Genomic DNA, 13,509 nt, shown 5'->3' with positions numbered 1-13,509 from the left:
GCCCTCTACCGAGGATGAGCCGGCGCGGTCGCGTCACGGTCGGCGTCCTGGTCGGGGTCTTCCTCTTATTCACGCTGCTCGGCTGGGGCATCGACGCGTACACCGACTACCTCTGGTTCAACGAGGTCGATTTCGTCAACGTCTTCTCCGGTGTACTGCTCACCCGGCTGCTTCTTTTCGTGATCATCGGCCTCGCGGTCGCCCTGATCATCGGCGCGAACCTCTACCTCGCCTACCGGCTGCGTCCCCTCCTTCGTCCCCACTCGGCCGAACAGGCCACGCTCGAGCGCTACCGGATGGTCATCGCCCCCCGCCTGGGGACGTGGATCGCCGTGCTCTGCGTGATCATCGGCTTCTTCGCCGGCCTGTCCGCCCAGGGCCAGTGGAAAGAGTGGATGCTCTTCCGCAACGCGCAGCCGTTCAACGTCGACGACCCGCAGTTCAAGGTGGACATCGGGTTCTACATCTTCGAATACCCGTTCTGGCGCTACCTGCTCGGCGTCGCCTTCACCGCGGTGGTCCTCTCGGTGCTCGGCGCGCTCGCCGTCCACTACATCTTCGGCGGCGTGCGCCTACAGGGCGTCGGCGACCGTATGACGACGGCGGCCCGGGCACACCTCACGACTCTGGTCGCGGTCTTCGTGCTGCTCAAGGCAGTCGCGTACGTCCTGGACAGGCGCGCCCTGCTGCTCGAGCAACACGTCTCCCCGGGGCTGTACGGCGCCGGCTACACCGACGTCAACGCGCTGCTACCGGCCAAGGAGATCCTCGCGTACATCTCCATCGTGGTGGCGATCGCGATCATCGTGTTCTCCAACGCGGGCATGCGGAACCTGGTGTGGCCGGGTGTCTCGCTGGCGCTGCTGGCCATCTCGGCGGTCGCGATCGGCGGCATCTACCCGCTCGCCGTGCAGAACTTCTCGGTGAAGCCCAGCCTCGCCGACAAGGAAGCGCCGTACATCCAACGGTCGATCATCGCGACGCGTGCCGCCTTCGGCCTCGAAACGACCGAACAAGATAGATACCAGGCCAACAACGTGGTCCCGCCGGCCACGCTGGCCAGCGACACCAGCGCGCAGAACGCGCGGCTCGTCGACCCGCAACTGGTCTCCCAGGCGTTCACCCAGTCCCAGCAGTCCCGCGGCTTCTACGACTTCGGCAAGAAGCTCGACGTCGACCGGTACACGATCGGCAACAAGACCGCCGACTACGTGGTGGGCGCCCGCGAGATCAACGACGACAAGCTGACCCCGCAGCAGCGCAACTGGCTCAACCGGCACACCGTCTACACCCACGGCTACGGCCTGGTGGCGGCCCCCGCCAACGAGGTCGTCTGCGGTGGTCTGCCGTACTTCGTCTCCGGCTTCCTCGGCGACGACCGGCCGCCCGGCTGCTCGGCCAAGACCGACGAGATCAAGGTCGACCAGCCGCGGATCTACTACGGCGAGCAGTCCACCGAGTACGCCATCGTCGGCCAGAGCGACAAGAAAAAGAACGTCGAGTTCGACCGGCCGCAGGAAGACAACAAGAACGCCGAGGAGCTCTACACCTACGACGGCAAGGGCGGCGTGGCGATCGGGTCGTTCTTCCGCAAGCTGGTCTTCTCGATCAAGCTGACCGAGAGCAACTTCCTGCTCTCCGACGCGGTCAACGGCAACTCGAAGCTCATGTATATCCGCGACCCGCGCTCGCGGGTGGAAAAGGTCGCGCCGTTCCTGACCATCGACGGCGACCCGTACCCGGCCGCGGTCGACGGCCGGATCGTGTGGATCCTCGATGGGTACACGACGTCCAACGCCTACCCGTACTCGCAGAAGATCAACCTGGCGAACGAGACGCGCGACGAGCTCACCGGCCAAGGGCAGTTCGCCCTGGCCCGCGACGACGTCAACTACATGCGCAACTCGGTCAAGGCCACCGTCGACGCGTACGACGGCACCGTCAAGCTCTACCAGTTCGACGACAACGACCCGATCCTCAAGGCGTGGAACCAGGCCTTCGGCGGCCACCTGATCGTCCCCAAGGCCGACACGCCGGCCTCCCTCGAGGCCCACTTCCGCTACCCGCAGGACCTCTTCAAGGTGCAGCGCAACCTGCTCACCAAGTTCCACGTCACCGAGCCGCGGGCGTTCTTCTCCGGTCAGGACTTCTGGCAGGTGCCCAACGCGCCCGACGCGCCGTCCAGCAACGTGAAACAGCCGCCGTTCTATCTCAACGTGCAGCTGCCGGAACAGAAGGAAACCAGGTTCCAGCTCACCGCCGGCGTCACCCCCGCCAACCGGGAGAACCTGGCGGCGCTGATCTCCGGGTCGTACGTCGACAACAAACCCAAACTCGAGGTCCTCGAGCTACCCGATCAAACGGTCATCCCCGGCCCGGTCCAGGTCCATCAAAAGATGACCAACAACGCCGCGGTCAGACAGCAGCTCAGCCTGCTCTCCACCAACAACAACCAGGCACAGGTGCTCTACGGCAACCTGATATCCCTGCCGGTGGAAAGCGGCATCCTGTACGTCGAGCCCGTCTACGTGAAGACCGGCAACCAGGACAGCGCGGCCCCGCTGCTGCAGAAGGTCCTGATGTCGTACGGCGACGGCGGCACCTACGTGGTCCTGGCCAACAACCTCAAGGAAGGCCTCGACGCCCTGGTCACCCAGGGCAAACAGAGCAACACCGGCACGCCACCCCAGAGCGGCAACCAGGGCCAGACCGGCAATAACAACAACAACAGCGGCAACGCGCCACCCGCCACGCTCAACTCCGAGCTGGCCCAGGCCGCGGCCCAGGTCGACCAGGCCATCGACAACGTGCGGACCGCGCAGCAGTCCGGCGACTTCGCCAAGTACGGCGAGGCGCTCCAGCAGCTCGAGGCCGCCATGGCGAAGTTCCAGGCCGCCCAACAGGCCGCGGCCAACGGCGCGGCAACACCGTCGACATCCGGCTCGGCGAGCCCGTCGGCGCCCGCCACCCCGTCGCCGACACCCAGCGGCTGACGTGACGCAAACAACCCGGGGGCCGTTTTGCAGGCGGCCTCCGGGTTGCGCTAGTGTTAACGAGCCGACGCGGGGTGGAGCAGCTCGGTAGCTCGCTGGGCTCATAACCCAGAGGTCGCAGGTTCAAATCCTGTCCCCGCTACGAGTCCAGGGGCCCTCTGTCCGCGGAAAGCGCGGACCGGGGGCCTCTTCGCATTTCTGCTCCGGGGGCCGAGCCCCGGAAACCCCGCGTTGCGATGGTTGCGCATGGTGCATCGCGCATGGGCGTTCGTTATCCGCTCTGTTCCGGGGGCGAGCCCCGGAAACCCCGCGTTGCGATGGTTGCGCATGGCGCATGGCGCACGGCGCACGGGGTGTCGCTATTCGCTCTGCTCCGGGGCGAGCCTGGAAACCCCACGATGTGCCGCGAGTCCCCTGCCTCGGGCGTGGGGTGGGTGGGGTTAGCGGGCGGCGAGGATTTGGCGGGCCTCGTGGGCGTCTTGGGGGCCTACCAGCACTTGGACGCCCTGTAACTGCAGGGCTGGTTCCTGGGTGCCTGCGTCGTCGGCGTTTACGCCTGCCTTGATGCCGTTGCTTCGTAGCAGGCCGGCTATCAGTTCGGCCTCTATTCGGCTGTCTACCACTGCTACTGCCACCAACTCGGTGAAGTCCATGGGTTTCCCTTCGCGAAGGTTCTGGATCAGCTTCCCCGGTCTAGGGGGATTTGGCACCAGGGAAGGACCCTGGCGACGTGCCTTGGATCGGCGATCAAGCGGACATGGGGTGCGGCGCGGGCGGGTGGGGGTGGGGCACGTTGCTTGGCGAGGGTGCCTTCGGGAGGTGACCGGTGGCTGTGTGAGGGCTTTCGACGGTGGCTGTGCGAGGGCATCGACGGTGGCTGTGCGAGGGGCTTTCGACGGTGGCTGTGTCGCGGGGTGGGGTGCTTGTCGGGTGTAGGTGGGAGGTGGGTGTCAAGCGGGGGACGGGGCGGTCGAAAGGGGGCGGTGCCAAGGCCGGGTTGACAGGGGGCATCGGGTGGTGGGGTGGGTGTGCGTCAAGCGGGTTCGAAGGGCGGTCGCCGCGGTCTTGGCGGGAGGGCTCCTTGCCTCGTGCGCTGCTCCTCGCGAGGGCGATGCGTCCGTCGCCGCCGGGGGCGAGCCGGGGGCGGGATGGGTGGTTGCCGGCGACGGACACGCGGCTCGGGTTGCGCAGCCGTATGAAGTTGCGTACCTGCCTGGGCGAGGTGTGCGGCCGGAAGAGATCGGGATGCCTCGCGACGAGACGTCGGGGGTGGCGAGCACGAGCCACTCGGCGGGCGAGGATTGCGCGGGGCGCAGCATGAACGTGGTCGCCCATCAGGACGATGATTTGTTGTTCATCAATCCGGTCGTGAGCGATGACCTGGCCGCCGGGCGGTGTGTGGTGACCGTCTACGTGACGGCGGGGGACGCCGGGCGCGGACGCAGCTACTGGCTCGGGCGCGAGAAAGGCGCCCGGCAGGCCTACTCGGCCATGACGGGGTCCGACCAGTGGTGGGGCGAGGACAAGGTCGTCATCGGAGGGCGGTCGGCGGCTCGGTTCACGCTGGGGAACGGACGGGTCTCGCTGGTGTTTCTGCGGCTGCCCGATGCCAGTACTGCGCCGGGACGGCCCCTCGACGGGTTGCGGCGGCTCTGGCGTGGAGAACTGATCGATCTGCGGACCGTGGACGACGGCGATCGGTACACCAAGGCGGGGCTGCTCAACACGTTGACGACGCTCATGAACCGGTATCGGTCCGACGAGATTCGGACGCTCGACTACCAGGGGCGTTACGGGGACGGCGACCACGCCGATCACCACACGGTGGGTTACTTCACGCTGGCGGCGCAGCGTAGCTATCGATGGCCGCACGGGATCAGCGGGTTCATGGGGTATCCGGTCGAGAACGCGCCGGCCAACCTGGGGGACGATGCTCGGAACGCGAAGCTGGGGTACTTCCTCGCGTACGCGCCGTTTGATCGGAAGGTCTGCCAGACGGAGGCGGCCTGCTTGGGGAACTTCTACGCGCCGCGATTCTCGCGGAGCATTCGCACGGGATGACGCCACGACGGGCGATCACCGTGGGCGGCGATCACCGCGGGCGGACGCTGCCGGGCTCGTAATCCTCGAAGTAGCGGTCGTCGATGGGGGTGCGGAACGGCGGCATGGAAAGCAGCCTCGCACGGCGATCGGCGGCCGCGGGCACTGCCCAACAGGCAATGACGTGTGTCAATATGACGGGGATGATGGAGGTGATCACTGTGCGCAGTTTTCGTCGCCGGTCGATCGTGGGTCTGATCCTCGGTCTGTGCGCCGTCGCGCTGTTCGGCTATGCCGGTCCGTCCGCGAGCGCGGGCGGCTCGCCACCGGTGCTCGGCGCCGCGGGCATCTGGTCGGCTTCCCTCGAGGGGGTGCACGGCGTCGCGCCGGACGCGACCGTGCGGCAGATCGCCCGGGTCTCGGTGTCCGGCACCGGGATTCGCGTGCGCTTCGGCAACCCGTTCGGCACGTCTCCGGTCGTCGTCAAGGAGGCGTGGGCGGGACGGCCGGTAGCGCCCGGGTCAGCACGCCTCGTGCTGGGATCGAACAAGCGCATCACATTCCGTGGCGCGCGGTCGGTCACGATCCCGCCGGGGCACGAGGTCATCAGCGACGCGGTGTCGATGACCGTGGCCGCGCAGCAGGATGTGGCGGTCAGCGTCTACGCGCCCGGCAGCCCGGTCAACGACCACACTTTCCCGCCATTCGCGTACGACCCGCCGGCCTCCTACATAGGAACGGGCGGCAACACGGCGTCGGCGGTGTCCGATGACGCGTTCCCCGGCTACCCGGTCATTCCCGGCAACACCGGCAGCACCGCGACCGGTTACCACCCCGGCCAGACGTGGTGGATGGATCTGGTCACCGCCGATCGACCGGCCGCCCGGGGGACCCTGGTCGCTCTCGGCGATTCGATCACCGACGGCTACAACGCGTACGGGCCTCCGGGTCAGCGGTGGACTGACGTGCTCGCCGAGCGGCTCGACGCGCTGCCGGCCGAGTCACGGCTCGCCGTGGCGAACGCCGGCATCTCCGGCAACACGGTCAGCGTGCAGCCCAACCCCTACGACCCCACCAACCAGTGCTGCGGCCCGCCGGCCCCGCAGCGCCTCGACCGGGATGTGCTCTCGGTTCCGGGTCTGCGCACGGTGCTGCTGCTGGAGGGCACCAACGACATCGGTGGCGGTGACTACGCGCCCCCGGCCTCGGCGGCCCAGGTGATCGACGCGATGCGCTCGATCGCGGCGCGGGTGCACGCCCGGGGAGTCCGCATCGTGGCGTCCACGATCCTGCCGATGTGCAATGCCGCGGGCAGCGCCAAGGAGAACACCCGCCTCGAGGTCAACCAGTGGATCCGCACGTCGAAGGTCTTCGACGACGTCCTCGACTTCGACGCGGTCCTGCGCGACCCCGCCGACCCGACGGTGATGATCGCCGACCTCCGCAACGACTGCTACCACCCCAACGCGGCCGGCGACCAGCTGATCGGCCGCTACATCCCGCTGCCGTCGATCCTCGGCTGAGCATCGCTCCCGGCCGGGCCGCCCTGAAACCCGGGTGGCCCCGCGCTGGGTGGCCCCGCGACGGGTGGCCCGGCGCCGGGTGGCCCGCGCTCGATATCCGGACGGAAACTGGCCTAAACGCGATCTACCTTGGGTGCAACCTGCTCCGAATCGAGGAGATTCGCATGGAAAGCACCGCACCGGCCGGGTACACCAGTGTCGCGCCGTGGATCGTTACGCCGGATACCGGGAAGCTGCTGGAGTTCGTCACCACGGTGTTCGATGGGGTCGAAACGGGCCGGGTGCCGCTGGAGGACGGCAGCATCGGCCACGCCGAGATTCGCGTGGGCGACACGATGCTGCTCGCGTTCGACCGGCGGCCGGACTGGCCGGCCATGCCGTCGTTGCTGCGGGTCTTCGTCGGCGATGCGGACGCCACGATCGAGCGCGCGGTTGCCGCCGGAGCGCATGTGGTGACCGCATCGGCCACCCACGCCTTCGGTCAGCGGGGCGGCCGTGTGCGTGATCCGTTCGGCAACATCTGGTGGATCAGCGCGGTGGTCGAGGACGTCCCGGTCGAGGTGGGGATGCGGCGGCTGGCCGAAGCGCCGTATGCCCAGGCCATGCGCGAAGCGCAGGAAACACTGGACCGCGAGCTGAGCGGCCGCGACCACAGCGACGTCAGCCGCCCCGCGATCGACTGACGGGAACCCCGCCGGCGCGTACGGAAAATTGGTGGGGAAGGTGTGTCGAGTGACGCGGGCGCCGTTCGTCAAGTGGGTGAGAAACGGCGACGAGAGGAGCGGCTGTGCGTTACGTGATGATCCTGACGGGGGACGAATCGCATTGGTTCGATTCGGCCGAGGCGGCGGGGCTGATGGATGAGGTCAATGCCTGGTGGGACAAGTGGCATCAGGCCGGGAAAATCCAGCAGGGCGGGGCCGAGCTGCAGCATTCGAGCTCGGCCAAGACGGTCGGCCCGGGCCAGGACGGGCAGCCCACAGTGACCGACGGGCCCTATCTGGAGATCAAGGAAGTGGTGGGCGGGTTCATCATGCTCGTGGCCGACGACATCGACGAGGCGGTCGCGGTGGCGGCGGGATGGCCGGGCATTCGGCTGGGGGATCGGGTCGAGGTGCGGCCCGTCATGGAGCGCTGAGTTTCGCCAATCGCCGGGTGAGCAGCTCGCGTTTGGCATCGTTGGTGGCGAGCGCGAGCGCCCGGCGAAGGGCGTCAATTCCCTCGTCGTGGCGGCCCAGGCGGGTAAGCAGATCCGCCCTCGTCGCGTGGAAGAGGCGGTAGTTCTCCAGGCGATCGGCGAGCGCATCCACTTCGGACAATGCGGCAGCCGGGCCGTCGACGAAGCTTGTCGCGACGGCCCGGCTCAACCGCACGATCGGGGACGGGCGCAAAATCGCCAAATCGTCGTAGCTGCGGCGGACCGAGCGCCAATCCGTCTCGTCGTAGGAAGGCGCCAGCGCGTGCAGCGCGGCAATCGCGGCCTCCAGTTGATAGGGGCCGGGGCTGTCCTGCGCGGCGGCCTTGGCCAGACGACTCAGCGCGCTGCGGATGAGCGGGCGATCCCAGCGACCGCGGTCCTGATCCTCGAGCAGAATCAGGCGTCCCTGCGAATCCACGCGGGCCTCGGCGCGTGACTCGTGCAATTCCAGCAGGGCCGCCAGGCCCGCGGCCTCCGCCGAATCGGGTAGCAGAGCGGCCAATTGCCGGGACAGATCGAGGGCCTCCCGGGCCAGCGACCGCTCGCCCAGATGACCCTCGTTGTAAATCAGATAGACAATGCCGAGTACGGCGGGCAGGCGGGCCGCCGGATCGTCGATCTCGAAGCTCACGCCGCGCAGCCGCCGCTTCGCCCGGACCAGGCGCTGCGCCATGGTCGCGGGCGGCAGCAGGAACGCGGCGGCGATGGTCTCGGCGGGCAGGCCGGCGACCGCGTTGAGGGTCAGCGCCATCTGGGCCGGCTCGGCCAGCGACGGATGGCAGCACGCGAACATCAGCGTCAGCCGATCGTCGCCGGTGGGTGCGGGCGGCGGCGCGGAGGCCAGCAGCACCAGCTTCTCGCGGCCGGTGGCCTCGCGGCGCAGGCGATCGACGGCCTTGCGCCACGCGGTCGTGACCAGCCAACCGGCCACATTGTCCGGAACGCCCTCGTCGGGCCAGCGGCGCAGCGCCTCGGCGACCGCGTCCTGCAGCGACTCCTCGGCGCGGTCGAGATCGCCGAGGCGGCGGGCCAGCACCCCCAGCATGCCGGGCGAATCGGACCGCCACGCCTCGTCGAGGACCGCGCGGACATCGATCATGCTGGGAGTTTGCCAGACTGGGCCGCATGCCGCTGTTGGAGCGCGATGCCGCGCTGGCCTCCCTCGTCGAGTACGCGGCGCAGGCCCGGGCCGGCGACGGCCGCCTCGTGCTGGTGCCGGGCGAGGCGGGGATAGGCAAGTCGAGCCTGGTCGAGGCGCTCGCCGGGCGGGTGCCGGACGCCCGCTGGTCGTGGGGCCTGTGCGACGGGCTGTTCACGCCCCGGCCGCTCGGGCCGCTCTTCGACATCGCGGCCTCGCTGGGTCTTCCGGTGGCGGGCAAGCCGCGCGACGACCTCTTCGACGCGCTGCTGCGGGCGGTCGGAGGCGCCGGGCTCGACGTGCTGGTGATCGAGGATCTGCACTGGGCAAACGAGGCGACTATCGATCTCGTCCGGTTCCTGGCGCGGCGGCTGCGTAATCTCGCGGTGCTACTCATCGTGACGTACCGCGATGACGGGCTCGCGCCGGGTGATCCCGTGCGGGTCGCGGTGGGTGAGCTCGGCACCTTGCGCTCGACGCGTCGGGTCGGGCTCGGCCCACTCTCGCCGGAGGCGGTGCGCGCGCTCGCCGGCGACCTGGCGGCGGACGGGCTCTACGAGTTGACGGGCGGCAATCCGTTCTTCGTGACCGAGGTGGTCCGGTCGGGCTCGTCCTCGGTTCCGGTCTCGGCGCGCGACGCGGTGCGGGCCGCGCGCCGGGCGGCCGAACTGGCGTCGCATCGGGAGGCGGCGGCGCAATACGAGCGCGCGCTGCGTTCGCCGGGGCGCTGCCGGCCTCGGAACAAGCGGAGCTCTACGACCGGCTGGGTGACGAGCTGTCGCTCGTCGACCGGGGAGACGACCTGATCACGGCGGCCGAGCGGGCGCGGGCTCTGTGGCGGGCGGCAGATCATCGCGTACGGGAGGGGGATGCGCTCCGCCGTCTGTCGATGGCGATGGTCAGCCAGTGCCGGGGCGCCGAGGGCACGGCGTCCGCCGAGGAGGCCGTCGCGCTGCTGTCTCCGCTCGGCGACGGGCCCGAGCTGGCGCGGGCGTACGCGCACCTCGCCAACCAGTGGCCCTCGCCAACCGGCTGGGCGAGGCGACGCGGCTGGCCACGCGGGCCTGCGAGGTGGCCTCGGCGCTGGGGTTGCACGAGGTGGTCAGCGACGCGCTCAACACGCGGGCCTGCCCGGCCGCGACGGCCGGGACGTCCTGGGTGGACGGGATGCGGGAGGCGCTGGATGTGGCGCTCGCGCATCGGCTCGAGGAACAGGCGGGCCGGGCCTACCACAACCTGTACGGGCTGCTGGTCTGCGAGCGGCGGTACGCCGAGGCCGAGCCGGTCTACCGTGGCGGGCTGGCCTACTGCGACGAACACGACGTGCCGGCGTTCGGGACGAGCATGCGCGGCGAGCACTCGGTGACGCTCGCCCGCACCGATCGATGGGATGAGTCGGCGGCGCTGGCGGGGCGTCTGCTGACCCGGTACAACGCGTCGCCGATCAACCGGATCAGCCCGCTGCTGGCACTGGCGACCGTGCGTGGCCGGCGCGGCGAGGACGGCGTGTGGGAGCTGCTCGACGAGGCGGTAGCGGCGGCGGACGGGTCGGGAGAGCCACAGTGGATCGTCTGCGCGCGGCAGAGCCGGGCCGAGATGTACTGGCTGTCGGGGGACCTCGTCGCCGCGCAGAAGGAGGCGTTGCTCGGCGCCGACGCGGCCACCGAGGGGAACGCGTGGTTGCGCGGATCGGTGGCGGCGTGGCATCGGCGCCTCTCGTTGCCGGCGGCGCCGTCGGCGGTAGCCGCGGAGGCGGTGCACCGGGAAGCGCACGGTCTGGTCGCGGACGAGATCTACCAGGTGCAGGAAGGGTCTTAACTCCCGGGGACCGGCGGCCGGGTCGTCTCCTCTACCCGGCCGCCGCCAGGTGCTCGCTCAAGACCGCCAGCTGGGTCTTGCGGGCTTCGGCGTGCCGCTGAAAGCCGTCGGCGGTGAGCTCGACGAAGACGCCGCGCCGGTCGTCCTCGCAGTGGGTGCGCGAGACCAGCCCGCTCTTCTCGAGGCGCGCGACCGTGCGGGACAGGGCGCTCTGGCTCAGGTACATGGCGGCGGCGAGATCTTGCATGCGTCGCTTGTCACAGTCCCTGGTGGTGAGACGGTCGAGGGTCTCGAAGTCACTCAGGGTGAGGGCGTGCGTCTCCTGCAGCGCGCGCTCGAGCTGCACCGCAACGGCGTTGTAGCTGGACAGCAGCGACCGCCACCGGTCGACGAGCTCAGTTTCGGGCTCCATGCCGCGCATCCTACTCTCGCCCGCCCTTCGATGCACCAACATTTGTTGCGCAGGACTCTAATGCGTTGTCATTCTATGCGTACGCATATAGCGTCGCCGCCGTGACTATCACTGAACCCCTGCCAGTCGTCGCGGAGCCCGCTGCGCTCCGCTGGACACCGCGGCTCTGGGGAGTGCTCGCAGTCCTCTGCGCCGTCCTGTTCCTGGACGGACTCGACGTCTCCATGGTCGGCGTGGCCCTGCCGTCCATCGGCTCCGAACTGGGCCTGTCCACCACGTCGCTGCAGTGGATCGTCAACGGCTACGTGCTCGGCTACGGCGGCCTGCTGCTGCTCGGCGGCCGCACCGCCGACCTGCTCGGCCGGCGCCGCGTCTTCCTGATCGCGCTCGCCGTCTTCACCGTCGCGTCGCTGGTCGGCGGTCTCGTCGACGACGGTGGCCTGCTCATCGCGACCCGCTTCATCAAGGGCCTCGCCGCCGCATTCACCGCGCCGACCGCCATGTCGATCCTCACCACGACGTTCCCCGAGGGCCCGGCCCGCAACCGGGCGCTGTCGATCTTCACGGTCTTCGGAGCCAGCGGCTACTCGTCCGGCCTGATCCTCGGCGGCCTGCTCACCAGCCTCGGCTGGCGCTGGAACTTCCTGGTCCCGGTGCCGCTCGCCCTGGCCGCGCTGGTCGCCGGCATGGCGCTCATCCCGCGCGACAAGCCGGCCGCGAACGGCGGACACGACCTGCTGGGCGCGGCGACGCTCATCTCGGGCATGCTGCTCGCCGTCTACACGGTGGTCTCGGCCCCCACCCGCGGCTGGCTCGACCCGCTGACCGTCGGAATGTTCGTGCTGGCGGTCGCCCTGCTGGCCGGCTTCGTCTTCACCGAGAACAGGGTGCGCCACCCGCTCGTGCGCCTGGGCATCCTGCGCGTCGGCTCGATCGTCCGCGCCAACGCCAGCATGATCGCGCTGATGGGCTCGTACGTGAGCTTCCAGTTCATGATGACCCTGTACTTGCAGGACGTCCTGGGCTGGGCGCCGCTGCGGATGGCGTTCGCGCTGCTGCCCGCCGGCCTGATCGTGGCCTTCGGCTCCCCGTTCGTCGGCCGCCTCATCGACCGCTACGGCACCGCGCCCCTGATCGCGACGGCGATGGTGTCGCTCAGCCTCGGCTACATCTGGTTCCTGGCCACGGCCGGCAACCAGCCCCACTACCTGGTCACCGTCCTGCCCACGATGATCCTGCTGGGCGGCGGCTTCGGGTTCGGCTTCAGCTCGATCATGGCCCAGGCCACGGACGGCATCGCCGACTCCGAGCAGGGCCTGGCGTCGGGGCTCGTGCAGTCGTCGGGACAGGTCGGCACCGCGCTGGTGCTGGCGGTGGTTACCGCCCTGGTGTCGTCGGGAGCGGGGGCTGCGACCGGCTTCGGGGAGTTCCACCCCGGGCTCAACCTGGTTACCGGGGTGGCCGTGGCCGGGCTGCTTTTGAACGTGATTCCGCTGGTCAGCCGGGTGGTGCGGACCCGGGCGGCGTAAGCGTTTCCCCGCGAGGTAGGCTTGTCCTACCGACGCGGGGTGGAGCAGCTCGGTAGCTCGCTGGGCTCATAACCCAGAGGTCGCAGGTTCAAATCCTGTCCCCGCTACGTAGTGAGGCCCTGACCAGCCGTAACGCCGGTCAGGGCCTCATAGTCATCTATGGGTGTTTCAATCCACTCCCGAAAACCCCCCTGCTGGAGAATGCCGGTCAGCAGGGCGTGTTCGGCCGGGATGCCCTCGGACAACCGGGCCGCCACGTGCACGAGCAGCCAGGAGTCCAGGTGCGGCGGCGGTGGCAGGCCACGCCGATATGCGCGGATGTAGCGGCGGGCGAGCATGGAGCGTCCGGCTGCGATCAGGGCACGCGACGATGGCGGGGTGCCGGGCAGTGGGTTCGCCCAGCGCAGCAGCAGGAGCGCGCGGGCGTGGTCGGCTGCGGCGTCGCCGCGCGCCGCACCGGCCCAGTCGCCGTGGAACAGGCGTTCGCCGTCGGGCAGATCGTCGAGGAGCCCCAACGCGAAGCCGCGCAGATCTGAGGGCAGGACAGCGTCGTGGATCCGGTCGGCCAGGACGTCGCGAAGGGCCGGTAGTTCGGCGGGCGCCGTGACGCGGTGCACGGCGCGATGCGCGGTGGCCAACGTCCCGGCCAGGCTCAGCACGCGCTAGGGTTCTCGCTGCAGCAGGGTCAGCATGTCGGGTCCGTCGATGCGCTCCAGGACCAGGCCGGTGCGGCCATGGCGGTCCACGACGTCGAGCAGCCGGTGCGATGCCGTCGAGCGATCGCAGTGCCGCGATCTCGGCGCGGTGGCCGCCGAAGCCGGGACGGTAGAGCTTGAGCACCGCGGTGTCGCCCCAGGC

Annotated in this window: 13 protein-coding genes and 2 tRNA genes; 10 read left to right on the top strand and 5 right to left on the bottom strand. The window is 69.5% G+C overall.

Translation table 11 applies throughout. From position 1 onward, the window contains the following. Positions 1-14: 14 nt before the first annotated feature. Both ACIA5D_RS03770 and ACIA5D_RS03765 read left to right on the top strand, forming a co-directional pair. A complete protein-coding gene (locus ACIA5D_RS03770) occupies positions 15-2,993 on the top strand; it encodes a UPF0182 family protein (RefSeq protein WP_396028263.1) in 2,979 nt (992 codons plus the stop codon). A gap of 68 nt (positions 2,994-3,061) precedes the next feature. Continuing rightward, positions 3,062-3,135: transfer RNA gene (locus ACIA5D_RS03765), tRNA-Met, on the top strand. Between the two features lie 298 nt (positions 3,136-3,433). Here ACIA5D_RS03765 and ACIA5D_RS03760 read toward each other — a convergent pair. Continuing rightward, positions 3,434-3,646 (bottom strand): putative signal transducing protein, encoded by a 213-nt coding sequence (locus ACIA5D_RS03760; RefSeq protein ID WP_396028262.1) that lies wholly within the window; start codon positions 3,644-3,646, stop codon positions 3,434-3,436. A 499-nt stretch (positions 3,647-4,145) separates the two neighbouring features. Here ACIA5D_RS03760 and ACIA5D_RS03755 point away from each other — a divergent pair, with 499 nt between their 5' ends. Further along, a complete protein-coding gene (locus tag ACIA5D_RS03755) occupies positions 4,146-5,054 on the top strand; it encodes a PIG-L family deacetylase (RefSeq protein WP_396028261.1) in 909 nt (302 codons plus the stop codon). 31 nt (positions 5,055-5,085) lie between these two features. Here ACIA5D_RS03755 and ACIA5D_RS03750 read toward each other — a convergent pair whose 3' ends face one another. After that, positions 5,086-5,253 carry a hypothetical protein gene (locus ACIA5D_RS03750; RefSeq protein WP_396028260.1) on the bottom strand — a complete coding sequence of 56 codons (168 nt, stop codon included), beginning with the start codon at positions 5,251-5,253 and terminating at the stop codon, positions 5,086-5,088. 1 nt (position 5,254) lies between these two features. Here ACIA5D_RS03750 and ACIA5D_RS03745 point away from each other — a divergent pair, with 1 nt between their 5' ends. The 3 genes from ACIA5D_RS03745 (at position 5,255) to ACIA5D_RS03735 (ending at position 7,694) form a co-directional block, all read left to right on the top strand. After that, positions 5,255-6,556 (top strand): GDSL-type esterase/lipase family protein, encoded by a 1,302-nt coding sequence (locus ACIA5D_RS03745; protein WP_396028259.1) that lies wholly within the window; start codon positions 5,255-5,257, stop codon positions 6,554-6,556. Between the two features lie 164 nt (positions 6,557-6,720). Further along, on the top strand, positions 6,721-7,239 hold the full coding sequence (locus ACIA5D_RS03740) for a VOC family protein (protein WP_396028258.1): 519 nt from the start codon (positions 6,721-6,723) through the stop codon (positions 7,237-7,239). A gap of 104 nt (positions 7,240-7,343) precedes the next feature. Beyond that, on the top strand, positions 7,344-7,694 hold the full coding sequence (locus ACIA5D_RS03735) for a YciI family protein (protein WP_396028257.1): 351 nt from the start codon (positions 7,344-7,346) through the stop codon (positions 7,692-7,694). Here ACIA5D_RS03735 and ACIA5D_RS03730 read toward each other — a convergent pair. Continuing rightward, the gene (locus tag ACIA5D_RS03730) at positions 7,681-8,853 is read right to left on the bottom strand and encodes an RNA polymerase sigma factor (RefSeq protein ID WP_396028256.1); all 1,173 of its coding nucleotides are present in this window, start codon (positions 8,851-8,853) and stop codon (positions 7,681-7,683) included. The two genes, ACIA5D_RS03735 and ACIA5D_RS03730, sit on opposite strands and share 14 nt — an antisense overlap. Before the next feature lie 26 nt (positions 8,854-8,879). Between ACIA5D_RS03730 and ACIA5D_RS03725 the strand changes: the two genes are divergently transcribed. Further along, entirely contained in the window at positions 8,880-9,698 is an 819-nt protein-coding gene (locus ACIA5D_RS03725) for an AAA family ATPase (RefSeq protein ID WP_396028255.1), read from the top strand. Between the two features lie 208 nt (positions 9,699-9,906). Next, on the top strand, positions 9,907-10,710 hold the full coding sequence (locus tag ACIA5D_RS03720; protein ID WP_396028254.1) for a hypothetical protein: 804 nt from the start codon (positions 9,907-9,909) through the stop codon (positions 10,708-10,710). A gap of 31 nt (positions 10,711-10,741) precedes the next feature. Here the strand turns inward: ACIA5D_RS03720 and ACIA5D_RS03715 are convergent, their stop codons facing one another. Further along, positions 10,742-11,122, bottom strand: a complete 381-nt coding sequence (locus ACIA5D_RS03715) for a MarR family winged helix-turn-helix transcriptional regulator (protein WP_396028253.1) — start codon at positions 11,120-11,122, stop codon at positions 10,742-10,744. A gap of 101 nt (positions 11,123-11,223) precedes the next feature. Between ACIA5D_RS03715 and ACIA5D_RS03710 the strand changes: the two genes are divergently transcribed. Both ACIA5D_RS03710 and ACIA5D_RS03705 read left to right on the top strand, forming a co-directional pair. After that, a complete protein-coding gene (locus ACIA5D_RS03710; RefSeq protein ID WP_396028252.1) occupies positions 11,224-12,651 on the top strand; it encodes an MFS transporter in 1,428 nt (475 codons plus the stop codon). 33 nt (positions 12,652-12,684) lie between these two features. Further along, a tRNA-Met gene (locus ACIA5D_RS03705) sits at positions 12,685-12,758 on the top strand. On the opposite strand, the gene ACIA5D_RS03700 is transcribed toward ACIA5D_RS03705, so the two are convergent. Then, positions 12,756-13,310: a hypothetical protein gene (locus ACIA5D_RS03700; RefSeq protein WP_396028251.1), complete on the bottom strand. Its 555-nt coding sequence runs from the start codon at positions 13,308-13,310 to the stop codon at positions 12,756-12,758. The genes ACIA5D_RS03705 and ACIA5D_RS03700 overlap by 3 nt on opposite strands. Positions 13,311-13,509 lie beyond the last annotated feature (199 nt).

Origin of the sequence: Actinoplanes sp. NPDC051513 (assembly GCF_044454685.1) — a bacterium.
Classification (GTDB): domain Bacteria; phylum Actinomycetota; class Actinomycetes; order Mycobacteriales; family Micromonosporaceae; genus Actinoplanes.
The sequence above is the reverse complement of the archived record's forward strand: the minus strand, read 5'-3'. Positions and strand labels throughout refer to the sequence as shown.